Here is a 14,508-nt window from a genome sequence, read left to right on the forward strand (position 1 = left end):
CCAACCGTTGAGGGCGTCCGACGGCGTACGCCGTGGTGAGGTGCGCACCGTGACGACGTGAAGGCCGTTGTCGGGTGCGCACCGTCGCCGCGTTCAGCGGGGTGAGATGTCGAACGTGCCGGGGTCCGGGACGGTGGTGGTGACTCCCGGGAACCGGCTGAGAACGGTCGCGGCCTCAGCGAGCAGCGGCACGGCTTCGGTGCGGGCGCACCGCTCGTTGGTGGCGATCAGGTCGATCCTCAGCTGCACGTCGGCCGTGACCGAGGCCGACCGGAGCCTGGCGGTGACGGTGAGGTCCTCCGGATGGGTGTAGTAGACGTGGACGCCCTTGACCTGGCGAAGCTGGTCCTCGGCCTGCCGGAGCGTGACGAGCGCTGCCTCACGTGCGGCAAGGTCACCGCGGGCGGCGACCTCAAGATTGACGGTGAGGGTGGTGTCGACGAGGAATGGCCAGCCACGATGGGTGAGTTCGACGGTCAGCTGCTCGTTGAGGGCGTCGACCACCTCCTCGAATTCATGGCACCAGCGGCGGCTGTCGGCTTCGGCGCGTAGCCGCTCGCCGATGCGCGCGATGTCCGCCTCGTGAAGCCGAAGACGCTCGTCGGCCAGCTGCCGGTGCTGCTCTGACTCTGCGGTGACTACCGCCAGCTGCGCATGCAGTCGTGCGACGTCGTTACTGGTGGAAGCGGTGGTATGCCGCCGGAGAAGCGGAAGCATGGAGTGCTCGCTTTCGGTGATGCAGGGATGGAAAGGGGGGCGGATCCGACCGCCGGCCCGGTCGATCCGTGGCCGCCGGAAGCTGCGTGCGCCGGTGCTGGACTAGCGATTCGCCGTCCTCACCGGGACGGTGAATCGTGTCGGTGAGCTGACGTGGACGCGGCTGGAGCCAGGACACGGTGGGGCTCTGCCCGGACAGCGCAGAGCCCCCACCGTGGGTCAGCGGCAACGGTCACGCAGCAGTTGCGTACTCCGCGTCGTCGTCCTGCTCGGTGTCGAGCATCGTGAATCGCGGAGCCAGAGGATCGGATGCCTGCGCACCCTCGGGACCGTCGTCGGAGACAGTCGGCGGCGTCTCACCATCGAGCTCCGCGTCGCCGCCGATGTGATCGTCGTCGGCGTCCGCGTCCGGTTCGTCCGCGGCGGTGGCCTGCGCGTCGTCCTCGTCCTCGTCCTCGTCGGCGGCGGCTACGGTGGCTGGCAGCAGCTTCTGGTAGAGCTCCTTCTCCGCCTCGGACATCGGGTAGCCGTCGGCAGTGAGTCGGTCGAACCAGGCGACCGCGGGTTCCTTGCTGATCCAGCTCAGGTTGCGCCGCAGCGCGTCGTCGAGGTTGTTCTCCTGGGCGCACGCGTACTTCGCGATCAGGCTGCGGCGCAGCCGGTCCTCACCCGCCGTGGCGATCTCGGCGCTGGTGAGACCACCGAGGGCCCGGTACAGGTCCTCGAGACCGCCGCCGCGGTACATGGAATGGCCGTTGTTGGCCGCCCGCAGCGCCATGGTGGCCAGCTTGCGGCAGCCCTTCACGGTGCCATAGCTGCGCTGCACGAACTCGTGCCGCACCGTGACGGCCGCGCGGAGCCCGTCGAGCAGCTCCTCGCGGCGCCGCTCCGTCTCCTGCTGCTCGGCGATCTCCTCCGGGCTCATGCCCTCGTGCTCGTCGGCCTCCAGGCGCTGGTAGCCGAACTTGGCCGGGTCCTCGCAGTAGACGACGGTGCGGGCCTGACCGCCGTTCTTCTCCACGAACGCGTGGAACCCCGGCAAGGTCTTGACCTTGTCGACGTCCAGGGGCTGGCCGTCGGCGTCGACGAGCCGGTCTGCGGCCACCGCCGGGCTGTCGTAGCCGAACCCGCGCGGCTTGGGCGTGACGTCGACGCTGTCGAGCAGAAGCTGAGCTTTCGCCAGGTCCCGGTTGCGGCGGTACGTGCGCTTGTCGCGCAGCGCGCTGAGGGTGTGCTTGAACTCGTACTCGCCCTTGCCGATCTTGTCGAGCAGCCGCTGCTGGTCCTCCGGGGAGTCCGCGAACTCCTCCAGGCCCTGCGCCATGTCGAACGTCAGCGCGCCCGAATTGAGGGCACGCTGCGCCCGGGCCGGCAGCGTCAAGGCTTTGACCGCTGTCTGGACCTGCTCCACCGCGATGTTGCGGGCCTGGGCGATGGCGTCGACGTCCCAGTTGAGTTCCAGCAGCATCTGGTAGGCGCCGGCCTCCTCGATGGCTTCGAGGTCCTTACGGTGGGCATTGGCTTCCAGGATGGCCAGGATCTCGAACGCGGCGCCGGCGTCCTCGACAATGATGGCCGGCACCAGAGCCTGGCCGGCTTCGATCGCCGCGTAGTGGCGGCGCTTACCGCCGAGAACCTCGAAAACCTCAGTGACCGGCTCATCCGTCTCGCCGCTGTCGGCAAAGTTCGTCGGCTCGGCGGAAAGCTCGTTGACCGGTGCCGGGCGGCCAACGACCACCAGCGGATCACGAACACCGAACATGCTGATCGATGCGACCAGTTCGGCGAGGTCACCGAGTTCCTTGCGAGGGTGCAGCGGGCTGTCACGCAGGTGCCGCGGATCGAGGTAGCCGGCCCGAAACGGCGGCAGTTGGACGTCCTCACCGGTGTTGAGCCGGATCGTGCCGGTGACGATCTCCCCGACAACGACGGGCGATGCCGGTTCGAGGCCGGTCTCCACCGATACCTCATCGATGCCGGTGTCCGGTCGCTCAGCGACCTCGCTGGAGTTCTCCGTGCTGATAGCGACAGTAGTCACGATGGATCCGTCCTCCCATGCAGAGAAAGAAAAGGGCCAAATACGTCCGCCGAGGGCTGGGTGGCCCTGAGCGGTGCTGGCACGATCCGTTCGGGCCGGCCGATCGGCGCAGACCCGCAAGACCCACCGGGCGGCAACAGCGCAGCCCGGTGGGCGCGGTGACCGGTGGGTCTTGCGGGGCCAGACGCGGTCGGCCAGGATCAAGGGCCAGCGCCAGCCCGGGGCCGCCGCCACGGCGGCGAGCCTGAAAAGGGCCAGCGAAAATGCCGAAAAGGCGTTCGTGCCGAAGAATTGCTTTCTCGGCAAACGCGAATTCAAAACGCTCGAAAAGCTGCGCCATACCGCTGTTCGGCGCCCAGGTCGAGCCATCTCCTGGCAGCTCGATGAGCTGTTCGGAACTGAGATGCTGAGTGGGGAACTACCGTTGGTTAAGCGTCAGCGGTTGGGTCGACGTGCACGGGGGTATCGGTGCCTCGCCGCGTGGTCCTGCAGCGCGGTGATCGCCGATGGTGTGCCGGGCGGTGTGCGTCGTTGTTCGGCCATCAGCCGGGCGGCGAGCAGCGGAGCCAGTTCGGTGATCGGCCACCGCACCTGCCAGCCGTCATGAACCGGCCCGACACCGGTGTCGTCGACGACTTCTCGCAGCAGTTCGGTGACCCGGTGCGGCCAGGTGCGGTCCCACACCCGCCGACAGGCGGGCGGTAGCCGCGAGTACACGTCGACGGCGGCTCCCAGCGCCCAGGACTCGATGATGTCGTCCTCGTGGACTGACCGGTGATCGTCGGCGTCGAGGACTGTTTCCCGGCCGGTCAATGAGCACAGGGCGTCGATGGCAGCAGCGGGCAGGTCGGCGACGAACGCGCCGAGCTCGGTCAGGTCGTCGGCGACGGTGTCGGTCCACACCGCAGGGAACCGGCGGTGAAGGGTGCGGAAGTTGCTGCGCCGGACCAGATGAGCCAGTCCGATGTCCGCATCACCGCAGGCGAGCTGGCCGCAGTTGACGTAAACGCCCTGCCCCGGATCGCGACGCCAGTCGGTGACCTCCAACGGCGGCACGTACCCGGACCGGCGATGGCGGGGGCCGGTGAACCCGATGCGACAGCCCGCGGCGCGTAGCCGGTCGAGAACGGGCGCAGCGGTGTTCTCGAACAGGTGGACAACGTGCTGCTCACCGTCCGGCAACCGGAGCACGGGCCGCCCGCTTACTGCCTGGTCCGCGGTGACCGGCGATGTCCCCGCCGCGACGATGATCATCTGATCCGGGGATACCGGCTGCTCGTCGATGGCGGTGACCTGATCGGCGCCGACGACGATCAGCGCCGACGTGTCCCGCTTCGCCATGAGGTCGTGCTGCTGGTGCACGCTCAGGGGAAGGCCGGCGCGGATCGCCAGCTCACGCACCGCCGTGGTGATGTCGGGGTCGCCTGTGATCAGCACGGCGCCGCTCACGAGTGGTTCCCCGACGACGGTGCGTCCAGACGCGGGGTGAGCGGCCAGCGCAGCCGGTGTGCGGGCAGGTGCGCGTCGACGAGATACCCGACAATGCGGGTGAACCCGTGATCGGGGGCGACCGCGCGGGCCCGGTCGAGGGCGGCCTCGGCCAGCGCCTCCTGGCCGCGGCACCAGGCCGACCAGACGACCAGAGCAGCCGGCGCACCAGCGTGCTGCTCGGGGGCACGGCGGGTGACGTCGAGCCACAACTCGAGGTGCCGGCGGCGCCCGCGGGTACGGTGCCACGCGGTGACCAGGTTGTCCTGGTCGTGCAGTGCCAGGCACAGCCGCGCGACCTGCTCGTCGGTGAGCCGATCGCCAGCGGGGGCGGGCACCATCAGCGACGCCAGGTCCGCCGGGCCAGACGCGACGGCCGTGTCGAGGCTGTCGAGTGCCGCCTCGGTCGCAGCCTGGGCAGTGGGGTCGGCGGCAACGAGCGTGTGCACGTCTTGCCGCGAGGGCAAGGCCACCCGACCGGTCATGGCCAGTTCGGCAGCGAGGCGGGTACTGCGAGGGTCGACAGCCACACCTCCGGCGGCCGAGCAGGTGCACTCCGGGGTCAGGCAGGTCAGGATGCCGTCGGTGTACAGGAACCGGCCGACGACGGGCGCCAGAAGCTGGAGGACTTCGCTGACGGCGGCGATCTTCGCCCGGTGGGCGGCCGGGCCGTAACCGATCAGCACGATGCCGGACGCCTTCTCGGGTATCTGCAACATCAGGTGGTTCAGCAGCACCGTGCTGGGCTCGCTCAGCGGCAAGCTGACGACCCGCGGCAAGGGCCGATCAGGCCGTTTGATGATCGCGACCAGTGCTTCGGTCGGGTGGTAGCCGAGCAGATACGGCACCATCCCGAGCAGCTGATCAGCGCCGCCTTGTCGCCGAGGAAAAGCGGATTCCAACATGATGGTGGGCTCCTTCGGGCAGGGTCGGGTGCCCGCCGGGGCACCATCAGCGCCCGGCGGGACCCAGTGATGGGGGAAGCGATCAAGAAGGTGCCCTCGGCCAGGACACAGCGCCGGTCGCAGGCGATGCGGCACCGCTGAAGACGACGGCGAAAGGTGTTGTGCGCCGGTAGCGAAACGCCGGGATCGTCCTGGTCACGACAGCTGGCCGGAGAGGCGTCGCCAGTGAGGAGCCGGCATACGGGCGGCGCCGTGAGACGCGGCTGAGGCTATGCGGCCGGGCAGCCGTGGCGTATCACCCTTCTGAGGTTCCTGGATCTATCAGCCCGTCGTCCTCCTCGGCTGGATCCGCGCCTGCGGAAGCAGACTCGCCGAGCAGAAAGGCCGCCAGCAGCCGGGCCTCTCCGAGCCCGTAGACGTCCCACCAGGAGTCCGCCTTGACCCACAGGCCGTGCTGGTCAGAGCCGCAGTACGGGCACGCCGGGAGATTCAGACGTTGCTGCAGGATGACCCCGTACACCTCGCCGGTGAGCCAGCACCGCCACTGCCGTACATCGTCGGCCAGGTGCGGCGCACCGGACCGGGCCCGGTACTCGCGAGTGTCGAACAGGGCGACGGTGCTCTGCCCGTCACGCAGCCACGCCACGCTCGTGGTGCCGTGCCACTGCCGCAGATAGCGTTCAAACCGGCCCGGATCGGCGAGACGTTCGTACGCTGTCACCACCCGGGCCCCGCCGGCCGGCTGAAACACGTCGCCGGCCAGTCGAGCCCGCCCGTTGAGATCGATCAGCAAGGCGGGAGCGAACGCGTCACCCCAGGGCGCAGCAGGGTCACCGTCGACGACGATCAGCGCACGCCGGTCCGGCAGCAGCCCATCGGTGACAATCTCCACCGCGTGTGCCTGCGTCCACGTAGACGGGCAGCCGGTAGACGGTGGTGTGCTCGCCGCGCTCACCTCTGGTCCCGCGATAGCTCGGCGGCGGTGGACAGCAGGGTGCGGTAGATGCTGTTCGCGGTGGACAGGACGGCACCCAGCACGTGCGCGGCGATGTCGTCGGCGTCGCGGAACAGGTCGGCGCCGAGCCGGCCGGAGGCCACGGTGGTGGATTCGCCGACGGTGACCAGGATCAGAAATCCGCCGTCCCGACTTTCGCCGAGCACGGTCGGCTCGATGCGGATCCCGGTAATCGGGGCGTCGAAGGTGAGGACCTGCGCACCGATGCAGGCCTCGACGAAATCGGCCACATCGCCGCCGAAACTGCGCGTCATGGGGTCGAGCGTGTCTACGGCCGCCTGAAGCACATCGGCGGCCTCCGGCTCCGAATCAGCCTGCCGGGGTGCGGGGAGCTTGGTGTCATCAGCATGCACGAATGACCAGGTCTGTCGGCGACGGTCGCGTCGCGAGGAGAAGAACCCCACCAGGGAGAAAGGCATCAACGTCTCCAGAGACAGCGAAAGGGCGCCCACCCGCAGGTGAGCGCCCGGAACCAGTGAGGGAAAGAAGTGCGAAGGGACGGGTGTGGTGTGTCAGCTCGCGCGGCTGATGGTGATGGCCTCGCGACCGCCGTCGGCGCTGTGTACCCAGACGGTGAGGTCGACCGGGACGTCCGGTGCGCCGACCACGATGTCGAACGCGGTGTTCGCGGCGTGCGCGACCGACGCGGCCCACACCGGGAACGGCCCGAACCGTTGGCGGCCGACAGCGGCCTCACCGCGGTGTACGTCGGCGGTCACGGTGAACGGCTTGATGAAGGAGGGCCGGTCGTAGCCGGCGGCGTTGATCACCTCATCGGCGTCGGTGACCATCTGCGCGCAGCCTTCCCCGATGAGCTGGTGACAGCCGGCTGACAGGGCCGAGGTGACCGGTCCCGGCACCGCGAAGACATGAAAGCCGGCGCGCGCCGCGTGCCGGGCGGCCAGCATGATCTGACTGCCCAGCGCTGCTTCCACCACGACGGTGCCAGCGGCGATCCGGAACAGCAGCTGGTCGGTGAAGATTCTGCGGGACGGCGTGGGGCTCGAGCCGGGCGGGAACGGGCTGATCACCGCCCCACGGGCCACTGCCCGCGCTACTACCTCGGCGACCGGGGGACCGAAACGCTGGTCGAGCCCCCGGTCACTGACCACGACCGTCCTGCCGCCTGGCATCGACAGCGCCGCGGACAGCACGCGCCGGTCAGTTCCAGGTGCAGGGCTCGTGACGATCGTCTGCCGCCCGTCGATGAGAGCGGCCGTGAACTCTTCGGCGACCCGCAGGCCGTACTCGCTGCCGGCGTGGGAGCCGGTGAGTGCTACCGATTGATCGAGACGGGCAGCGAGATCCCGGTTGCCCTTGATCCACAGGCACGGCAGGTCGTCGCAGCCGGCGCCGGCCGGCCAGCCAGGATCGTCCGGGACGATCAGGCTGGCTGAGGCCTCCGCGGCACGCTCGCGCAGCGAGCTACCCAAAGCCTGGAGGTTGTCCAGTGCTTGCTGCCGGCTGACGGGAAGCCCGGCAGCGGGCTTCGGAAACGCCCAGGACCCCGGCTGTAAACCCAGGGCATGGACGGCGTCGATCAGGTGGTCGGGCAGGGCGCGTCCGGTGTAGTAGGACAGACCCGCTCGGATGGTGCGATCATCGTCGGTGCTCATGCGGCCTCCGCGTCACCACTGGCGGTGGACCCGGCGGAGCCGGTGATGCGGGCGCCGCCGGGAGGGACGGCACGAGATCGGCCCACCCGGTGCCCAGCCGGTGTCCAGCCCCGGCCCCGTTCACCCCGATCCGCGGCGACATCGCACGATGAGAAACGAAGTTGCTGTGGCGGCCGGTGGCTTGACGACGGAGGGGCCCGGGCGGGACCGTGCCCCGTCCCATACCGGCCGGCGCGACACCTGCTCGTTCTCGCGAACATGCCGATCGTGAGGCGCACCGCGATCGGCGACGACTCGCTGGCTTGCCCTCCGGCGTCTGCCTTGAGGGCACTCCACCACGTCGATCACCACCGGGGCCGGGCCCGCTCTACCACCGCGAGGAACGGCGGCATCGGGAATAGCTCCTGCCCACGTAGAAGAGCAGCTTCTCGGAGCCGGCTCCTGTTAGGTGAAGCTCACCGGCTCGTCCTCAGCAAGATGGCCGTCGGTGACCGTCTGGGTCTGTCCGTCGAACGTTGACGTACCGGCATCGACCACTGGCCGGTCAGGACAACGCAGCGTCAACCTTTGTGACGGCCCGGCGGGCCACCTCTTCGGTCAGGGCGGTATCGATCGTCTCACTGGCCTGCTGCACGATGAAGGCCAGCACGCCACCGCGCCGCGCCATTGCCATGTCGAGATTCATGGTCCGGCCGAGAACGGTGGCGGTCGTGCGGAACGCGAACGTCTCATCTGCGAGCTGAGGAAACGACAGCGCCACGAAATGCATGTCGAAAGTGACGCCGCTGTCCGTCTTGGTCGTGAGCTTCTTACATGCCGTCACGGCGGCCGAGAATTCGGTGAACAGGTCTTTAGCGTCGTCCTCGGCAAGCGGGAGCAGCGCCTCGCTGAAGTCGGATCCGTCGGGGGCGGTGAAGTCAGCAGCGATGTCGTCGGCCCGGCTCACCTTCTGCATGGCGGCGTCGTACGCAGGACACTCGTCGTAGTCCCCGGACGAGTCTTTTTTGACCGCGCCGGTATCGGGCTCGGCCACCCAGCCAGTCGGCAGATCGCTCGCGGCCAGAAGCGCACCTTTTGCCTGCTCGGCGGTCAGCGTTCGCAGTGGCGCCTGCCCGGCGGGTGCGACGGGGACAGTGTCATCGACGGTGCGGGCACGCTCGTCCCCGGCGTCGCTGCATCCGGCGAGAACGGTCGCTGTCACCGCTGCCGCGATCATCCAACGTCCTGCGCGCATCATTCCTCCCCGTAGGAAATCGCTCGACGACATCGGCGATCATCGTAGCGTTCGGTATGGCCCCCTTGTGGATGGTCGAAAGGCGTTCCGGCGGTCAGCCGCATCATGGACGCCGGCCTTCAGCCTCCGGCGGAGTGCCGAGGCCGGCGTCGTCGAACCGGGAGTCTCAGTAGAATCAGGCTGCAGCCGCAGCCGGCGTCGAGCGCAGAATCCACCGTGGCCTCGGCCAGTACCGGCTTCACCAGTCCCACGACGGCAACGCGTCGACGCGGTCTGCGTCGCGGTCGAGCCGAATGTAGAGGGCTCCGAAGGTGTTCGCGTACTCCCACAGCCGCCATACCGCGTCAGGCACGGTGTCCGCATGATGATCGCGGTGCTCGGGCAGCGTGCTCGGGACGTGCAGGAACCAGCCGTACTCAGTGTCATGGGCGGTGACACCGTAGTAGGAGTCGAGGGCGTCGCAGACGTTGCGGGGCAGGTGGTTGGTGGAAAGGTCGAGCACACACAGGATTCGCGGGCCGCCGGTCTTGGCGGTCAGGTGGTCCTGGGCGCGGTGGAGCCAGTCGTGGAGTGCGGTCGCGGTGCCGGCGATCTGGATGCCGTCTTCACCGTTGAGGGTGATGATCGACAATGTGCCCTCGGGCTCAGGCGCGTCACCGTCTTTGGACATTTCGAACGTCTCGGCGCTGTCCAGGACACGGACGTCATGAGCTGCTTCGACGCGTTCCAACCTGATCGACATGCTGGTGTTCTCCTTGCGGCGTGGAGGGGGAATCGGCGACGGCCAGCGCCGGGCATCGCAGTGAGCGCCGTGCCCGGCGACGGCCGGTGCGCGTGGCCCTAGGTCAGCCGTGGTCGTCGGCCTCGGCGACGGCGGGCCCGGCACCGTTGGCATCGGAAGGCGGAGGACTGTCGAGACCGAGTCGGCGACGTTCCGCCGCGATCAGGGACCGGGCCGGGGCATGCCAACTGTCGTCGTCCATAACCGTCGGGGTCCGGCCTTCGGCCAGATCGCGTAGGGCCGGGATGTGCTGCGCGTAGGGTTCGCCGAGCTTCTCCAGGTCGATGCAGGCCTGCTCCATGGCGTCGCGCATCTTCTTCGCCCAGCGTCCGGGCTGGCCCCACTTGGCGCGGGGACGGCCGTGCAGGGGTCCTTCGCACAGGTGATAGCCGAGCCAGACGACCGGCGGGTGCAGCCCGGCCGCGGTGGCGAGCAGCGCGTTCTTGTCGTAGTCCCAGGCCCGGCCGCCGCGCTGCTGACGGTGTCCGGCGACCTTCGGGTGGGTGAGGGTGCGCCAGTAGTCCGGGTGGACTCCGGTGGAGGCGACCAGGTCCTGGGCGTCGCGGAAGCCGCCATCGGCGAGGGCGCCAGGTAGCCGGTCGGCCAGCAGGTGTGCCAGCTCGCGGCGCACCCCGGGTACCGCGGGATCGTCGGCCGGTGCCAGGCGGGGTTGCCGGCCGGTGCGCGCCGGTTCGTCGACGGCGGCGGGGAGGGGTGTGTTGTCGGCGAGGTAGCCGAGCAGCAGCGCGGCGAAGTCGCTGAGCCGGTACTCGAAGCCGCGGGTGCGGTCCTGGTAGTCCGCGGTCGGCAGCCAGGGTCCGCCGCCCCGGTGGGCGACGCGGTGGGCGGCCTCGTGGATCAGCACCAGTAGGGTGCGATGCCGGTCGGCGAGAACATCGCGGTGGATCGCTGTGTCGCCGGTGCTGGGAGTGTAGAAGCCGTCGGCGCACGGTGACTTCTCGCTGGCGGAGTAGACACGGACCCGGTCCAGGGCGAACGGCCCGATGGCCTGGCGCACGAGGTCCCTGCCCGCGGTGAGGGTGGCGCGTTCGGCGGCGGTGAGCTCTCGGTCGGGCACCCACGTGGTCTTGTTGCGGGCGCGTTCGTAGTGGCGGGTCTGCTGCGTCTTGGCCACTTCGACGCCGAGCAGATCCATCAGGGACCGTTGCAGGTAGCTGGACAGGCCGTTCGCGGTGATCTCGGTGTAGCCGTTGTCGATCAGGCTCAGCGCCGCCTGCTCGTTGCCGGTGGTGGTGTAGTACGTGTTCTCGGGCAGATGGGTCCGGGCCCAGCGGCGCCAGGCGGCCCGCGGGTAGGGCTGGTGAACGTCGCCGAAGAACTGCTCAGGCTCTGCCAGCTTTCCACCGGCCAGCACGTGCTGCGCGAAACGGCCGATGATCTGCTCGTCCTGGCTGGTGGCGAGCATCGTGCGTACGGCGGTGCGCAGAGCACCGGCGTCGACGACGGTCCGGTCGCGGTTCTGCATGCCTTTGGCATCCAGCGGCAAATCGTAGGAGGCCAGCAGGTCCGGTTGAACGTTGACGAGGACCCCACCGATCCAGACCCGGCCGGGTTCACCGTCGAGCACGCACTGGCCTGGAGCCGCAGGTGGCCGGTAGCCGGGCTCGTTCAGCGCCCGGAACCGGCTGCGTGCCTCCTCGGCGAGTTCCCGGGCACATTCGACGGTGAAGACCGTTCCTTTGACTCGGCCGGTGCGGTACAGGTGGTAGACCAGCAGTTCCGCGCCCTGCTGCGACAGCGACGGGACCAGGCCGTCGAGCAGCCGGTGCCGCTGCACGCTCGGGGTGAAGCCGTACCCGACCGTTTCGCACCTGACTTCGCCGATCTGCGGGCTGCGGGCCAGGACGAGCGCGGCCAGCTTTTTGCCTTCACCGAACTGGCCGATCTGCCCGGCGGTCTTCGTGGAGTGGCCGAGCACGAGGCCTTCCTCCGGGATGCCGGGTCCGTCGTCGGCGATGATCAGTACGCCGTCGGCCCAGCTGACCCGAGCGTCGGGGTCCTCGTCGAAGGCATTGGAGATCAACTCGCAGAGGGCCCGAACCGGAGTCCAGGACCTCACGTAATCCGGAGAAATGGGGTAGGTCAGGGTGCTGACGGTTGATCCGTCCGCGCTGCTGGTGGTGTGGGGGCGGTCGCCGGTGACGGCGGTGGCCGTGGAGTTGTCCACGGATGCTCTCCTTCGGTAATGCGAGAGGTGGGCTGCGCGGGACATCGCTGTTCGCTGAAGGCAGGCGGTGTGTCCCGGCGAGGGAAGCAACAGCCGGCGAGAAACGGCGCGGCGGTGGCCGGTGCCCCGGCATGCGCGGGGCACCGGCCTGGTCGGGCGGTCAGCCCAGGAGCCGCTCGATCGGGAAGTTCTCCGGCAGCGGCCAGGGCAGCTGCTCCGGCTTGAGTGGCGTGGTCAGGATCGTGGCGATCAGCACGGACAGGGCGTTGTCCGGTGACGCGGTCGCCGCCTTGGTCAGCGCGGTCCACGCGAGCAGTGACTCGCGGCGCCGCCAGGCGTTCCAGGCCAGCAGGTTCGCCGGCGTCGTCACGTAGGCGTCGGGAACCCGGCGGGTCAGATCCCGCCACAGGTCGTGCTGCCACTGCTGATCCGTGGTGGCCCGCCAGGCCGCGCAACAGCCGTCGAGGGCAGTGAGCGCCACCGCCAGCTCGGCTACCTGCTGATCGGCGAGCTGGCCGCCGGCTCGCGCGATCGCCAGGCTGGCAGACACGACGTCAACCGGATCCGCAAGCTGTTCCGGCAGTGCCGCGAGCGCCGCGGTGGTGCGCTGTTGGGCGTCGGTGTCGGCGGCCACCATGGCGTCCAGGTCCTGCGCCGACGGCAGCACCGCCCGGCCGCGCAGTGTCATCTCCGCGGGGATGACACTGCTGTCGGGATCGAGAACGGCGCCGTGTTCCGGCGTGCAGGGACAGCCGGAGCCGAGACAGTAGTAGCGGCCGTCACAGACCAGCAGGCAGTGGCCGACCCGCACCGCCGTGTGTAGTTTGTCCGCGATCTCGGTGAGCGTGTCGGCGTCTGACAGCGGCCCGTATCCCACCACGAACGCCGCGGCGGCGTCCGTGGCCGAGGCCATGGCGATGCTCTGTTCGAGCATCAAAGCCAGCGAGGCGTCCCGGTCGAAGACCAAGCCGTCGGTGAGCCGGCCGTCCAGGTTGAGGAACAGCACGAGCACGCACTGCTCGGGATGAACACCGACCACGTACGGCAGGGCGGCGAGCAGATCGGCAGGGCCACGGGCGACAGGCGGCGCCGATTCGAGCATGTGATCACCCCTAGGGATCGCAAACGGGCTGCGGCCCGAGGCATCAACCCACCGGGGGTGCGCCGCGATCGGGAGAGGCCACCGATCGCGGGACACCGGTCCGGGATGGGCGCGGGGCCGCACTGACCCCGGGCGCGGACCGGCCCTGGCGGCCCAAGGGCCGGCCAGGGCCAAGCCCCCGGGCGGCCCCAGCGGCAACAGCGCCCCTGTGGTGGGAACGCCGGGGCCGCCACGGGGCGCCGTGCCCTTGCCCGGTCCGGGACGGGGCCGGTATAAGCGCTTGCGGGCAGTGCGGCCACCGCCCCTCTGGCCGGCCGCGACCGAGCAACCTGACGGCCCTTCGAGTAACTGCCCTGCACCTATGGCAGCCGCATCAGCACCTACCGACACCGCTGACGGGCGTTTTCGTCGGCGCGAATGCAGTAGAGGCTCAAACCGCGGGCTGGCCGATGTCCTCGAGGACGTCGTCGACCGAGGTGACCAGCCGGGTGGCGGAGTAGCGGCGCAGCAATACGTGGCAGCCCTGGGACAACACGGACTCCACCGAGCCGGGGACGATCATCGCCGGGCGTTGCAGGTCGAGGGCGCAGCCCAGCATCGTGCTGGTACCGCTGCGCGGCGCGGCCTCCACCACGACCGTGCCCGCGGTCACCGCGGCGACGATTCTGTTCCGCAGGAGAAATCTGTGACGCAGCGGCTCGGCGCCGACCGGCCACTCACTGACCAGCAGGCCGCGGTCGGCGATCAAGTCGAACAAGGCGGCATTCCCGGCCGGATACGGCCGGTCCAGTCCGCCGGCGAGCACCGCGACGGTGCGCCCACCAGGGACAGTCAGCGCGCCTCTGTGCGCCGCAGCGTCAACGCCGTGCGCGCCTCCCGAGGTCACAGTCCATCCGCGCTCGGCCAGACCGAAGGCGAGATCGGTGCTGATGCGAATGCCGTAATCGGTGGCGGCACGGGCACCGACGAGGGCCACGGACCGGGTGACAGCATCGCCCAGCGACCAGGCACCCCGCACCCACAGGCACAGCGGCGGCATGACGTCGCGACGACTAACGCCGAGTGTTGCTACGTCCGTGGTGGCCAGATCGTCGAGGGACGTGGGCCAGTCACTGTCCGACGGTGTGACCAGCCGAATGCCTGAACGATCCGCGCGCCGCATCGCGATCTCGGCGGCCCGCCGGGCATCGACCGTGCGCGTGCGCGCTGCGACGGCGGCCCGCAGCACGGGGTCGGCGACGTCCCCGGCGAGCAGCCGGTCCAACGTGGCGATCGCGCCGAACTGCTGAACCATCGACCAGACGCTGCGGTTGCCGGGGTCGGAGAGACAGGTCAGCGCCACCCGCGCAGACCGGTCCGCGTCGGCCGCAGACGAGTTCGTCGCCGAGCTGTCGTGCTGAGTCATGTGAACCTCCCAAAGGCGG

General features: G+C 69.4%; 12 protein-coding genes. All 12 read right to left on the bottom strand.

Annotation, left to right across the window (positions count from 1 at the left end; all coding sequences use genetic code 11):
• Positions 1 to 93: 93 nt before the first annotated feature.
• The gene (locus Q0Z83_RS55020; RefSeq protein ID WP_317791528.1) at positions 94 to 717 is read right to left on the bottom strand and encodes a hypothetical protein; all 624 of its coding nucleotides are present in this window, start codon (positions 715 to 717) and stop codon (positions 94 to 96) included.
• 232 nt (positions 718 to 949) lie between these two features.
• Positions 950 to 3,124, bottom strand: a complete 2,175-nt coding sequence (locus Q0Z83_RS55025; RefSeq protein ID WP_317791529.1) for a ParB/RepB/Spo0J family partition protein — start codon at positions 3,122 to 3,124, stop codon at positions 950 to 952.
• A 66-nt stretch (positions 3,125 to 3,190) separates the two neighbouring features.
• Positions 3,191 to 4,204, bottom strand: coding sequence for a hypothetical protein (locus Q0Z83_RS55030; RefSeq protein ID WP_317791530.1), 1,014 nt, complete (start codon positions 4,202 to 4,204; stop codon positions 3,191 to 3,193).
• Positions 4,201 to 5,148, bottom strand: a complete 948-nt coding sequence (locus tag Q0Z83_RS55035) for a DUF4192 domain-containing protein (protein ID WP_317791531.1) — start codon at positions 5,146 to 5,148, stop codon at positions 4,201 to 4,203. The genes Q0Z83_RS55030 and Q0Z83_RS55035 overlap by 4 nt, the downstream gene beginning before the upstream one ends.
• A 295-nt stretch (positions 5,149 to 5,443) precedes the next feature.
• Entirely contained in the window at positions 5,444 to 6,040 is a 597-nt protein-coding gene (locus tag Q0Z83_RS55040) for a hypothetical protein (RefSeq protein WP_317791532.1), read from the bottom strand.
• Between the two features lie 59 nt (positions 6,041 to 6,099).
• Positions 6,100 to 6,417, bottom strand: a complete 318-nt coding sequence (locus tag Q0Z83_RS55045) for a hypothetical protein (RefSeq protein WP_317791533.1) — start codon at positions 6,415 to 6,417, stop codon at positions 6,100 to 6,102.
• Positions 6,418 to 6,675: 258 nt separating this feature from the next.
• The gene (locus tag Q0Z83_RS55050; protein ID WP_317791534.1) at positions 6,676 to 7,779 is read right to left on the bottom strand and encodes a DNA-processing protein DprA; all 1,104 of its coding nucleotides are present in this window, start codon (positions 7,777 to 7,779) and stop codon (positions 6,676 to 6,678) included.
• Between the two features lie 544 nt (positions 7,780 to 8,323).
• Positions 8,324 to 8,995 carry a hypothetical protein gene (locus tag Q0Z83_RS55055; protein ID WP_317791535.1) on the bottom strand — a complete coding sequence of 224 codons (672 nt, stop codon included), beginning with the start codon at positions 8,993 to 8,995 and terminating at the stop codon, positions 8,324 to 8,326.
• 256 nt (positions 8,996 to 9,251) lie between these two features.
• Complete coding sequence (locus tag Q0Z83_RS55060; RefSeq protein ID WP_317791536.1) at positions 9,252 to 9,755, bottom strand: DUF5983 family protein; 504 nt, start codon at positions 9,753 to 9,755, stop codon at positions 9,252 to 9,254.
• A 103-nt stretch (positions 9,756 to 9,858) separates the two neighbouring features.
• Positions 9,859 to 11,982: an ATP-binding protein gene (locus Q0Z83_RS55065; RefSeq protein ID WP_317791537.1), complete on the bottom strand. Its 2,124-nt coding sequence runs from the start codon at positions 11,980 to 11,982 to the stop codon at positions 9,859 to 9,861.
• Positions 11,983 to 12,142: 160 nt separating this feature from the next.
• The gene (locus Q0Z83_RS55070; RefSeq protein ID WP_317791538.1) at positions 12,143 to 13,084 is read right to left on the bottom strand and encodes a DUF4192 domain-containing protein; all 942 of its coding nucleotides are present in this window, start codon (positions 13,082 to 13,084) and stop codon (positions 12,143 to 12,145) included.
• 430 nt (positions 13,085 to 13,514) lie between these two features.
• Positions 13,515 to 14,489, bottom strand: a complete 975-nt coding sequence (locus Q0Z83_RS55075) for a DNA-processing protein DprA (protein WP_317791539.1) — start codon at positions 14,487 to 14,489, stop codon at positions 13,515 to 13,517.
• Between the last annotated feature and the right edge of the window lie 19 nt (positions 14,490 to 14,508).

The organism is Actinoplanes sichuanensis, from assembly GCF_033097365.1.
Classification (GTDB): Bacteria; Actinomycetota; Actinomycetes; order Mycobacteriales; family Micromonosporaceae; genus Actinoplanes; species Actinoplanes sichuanensis.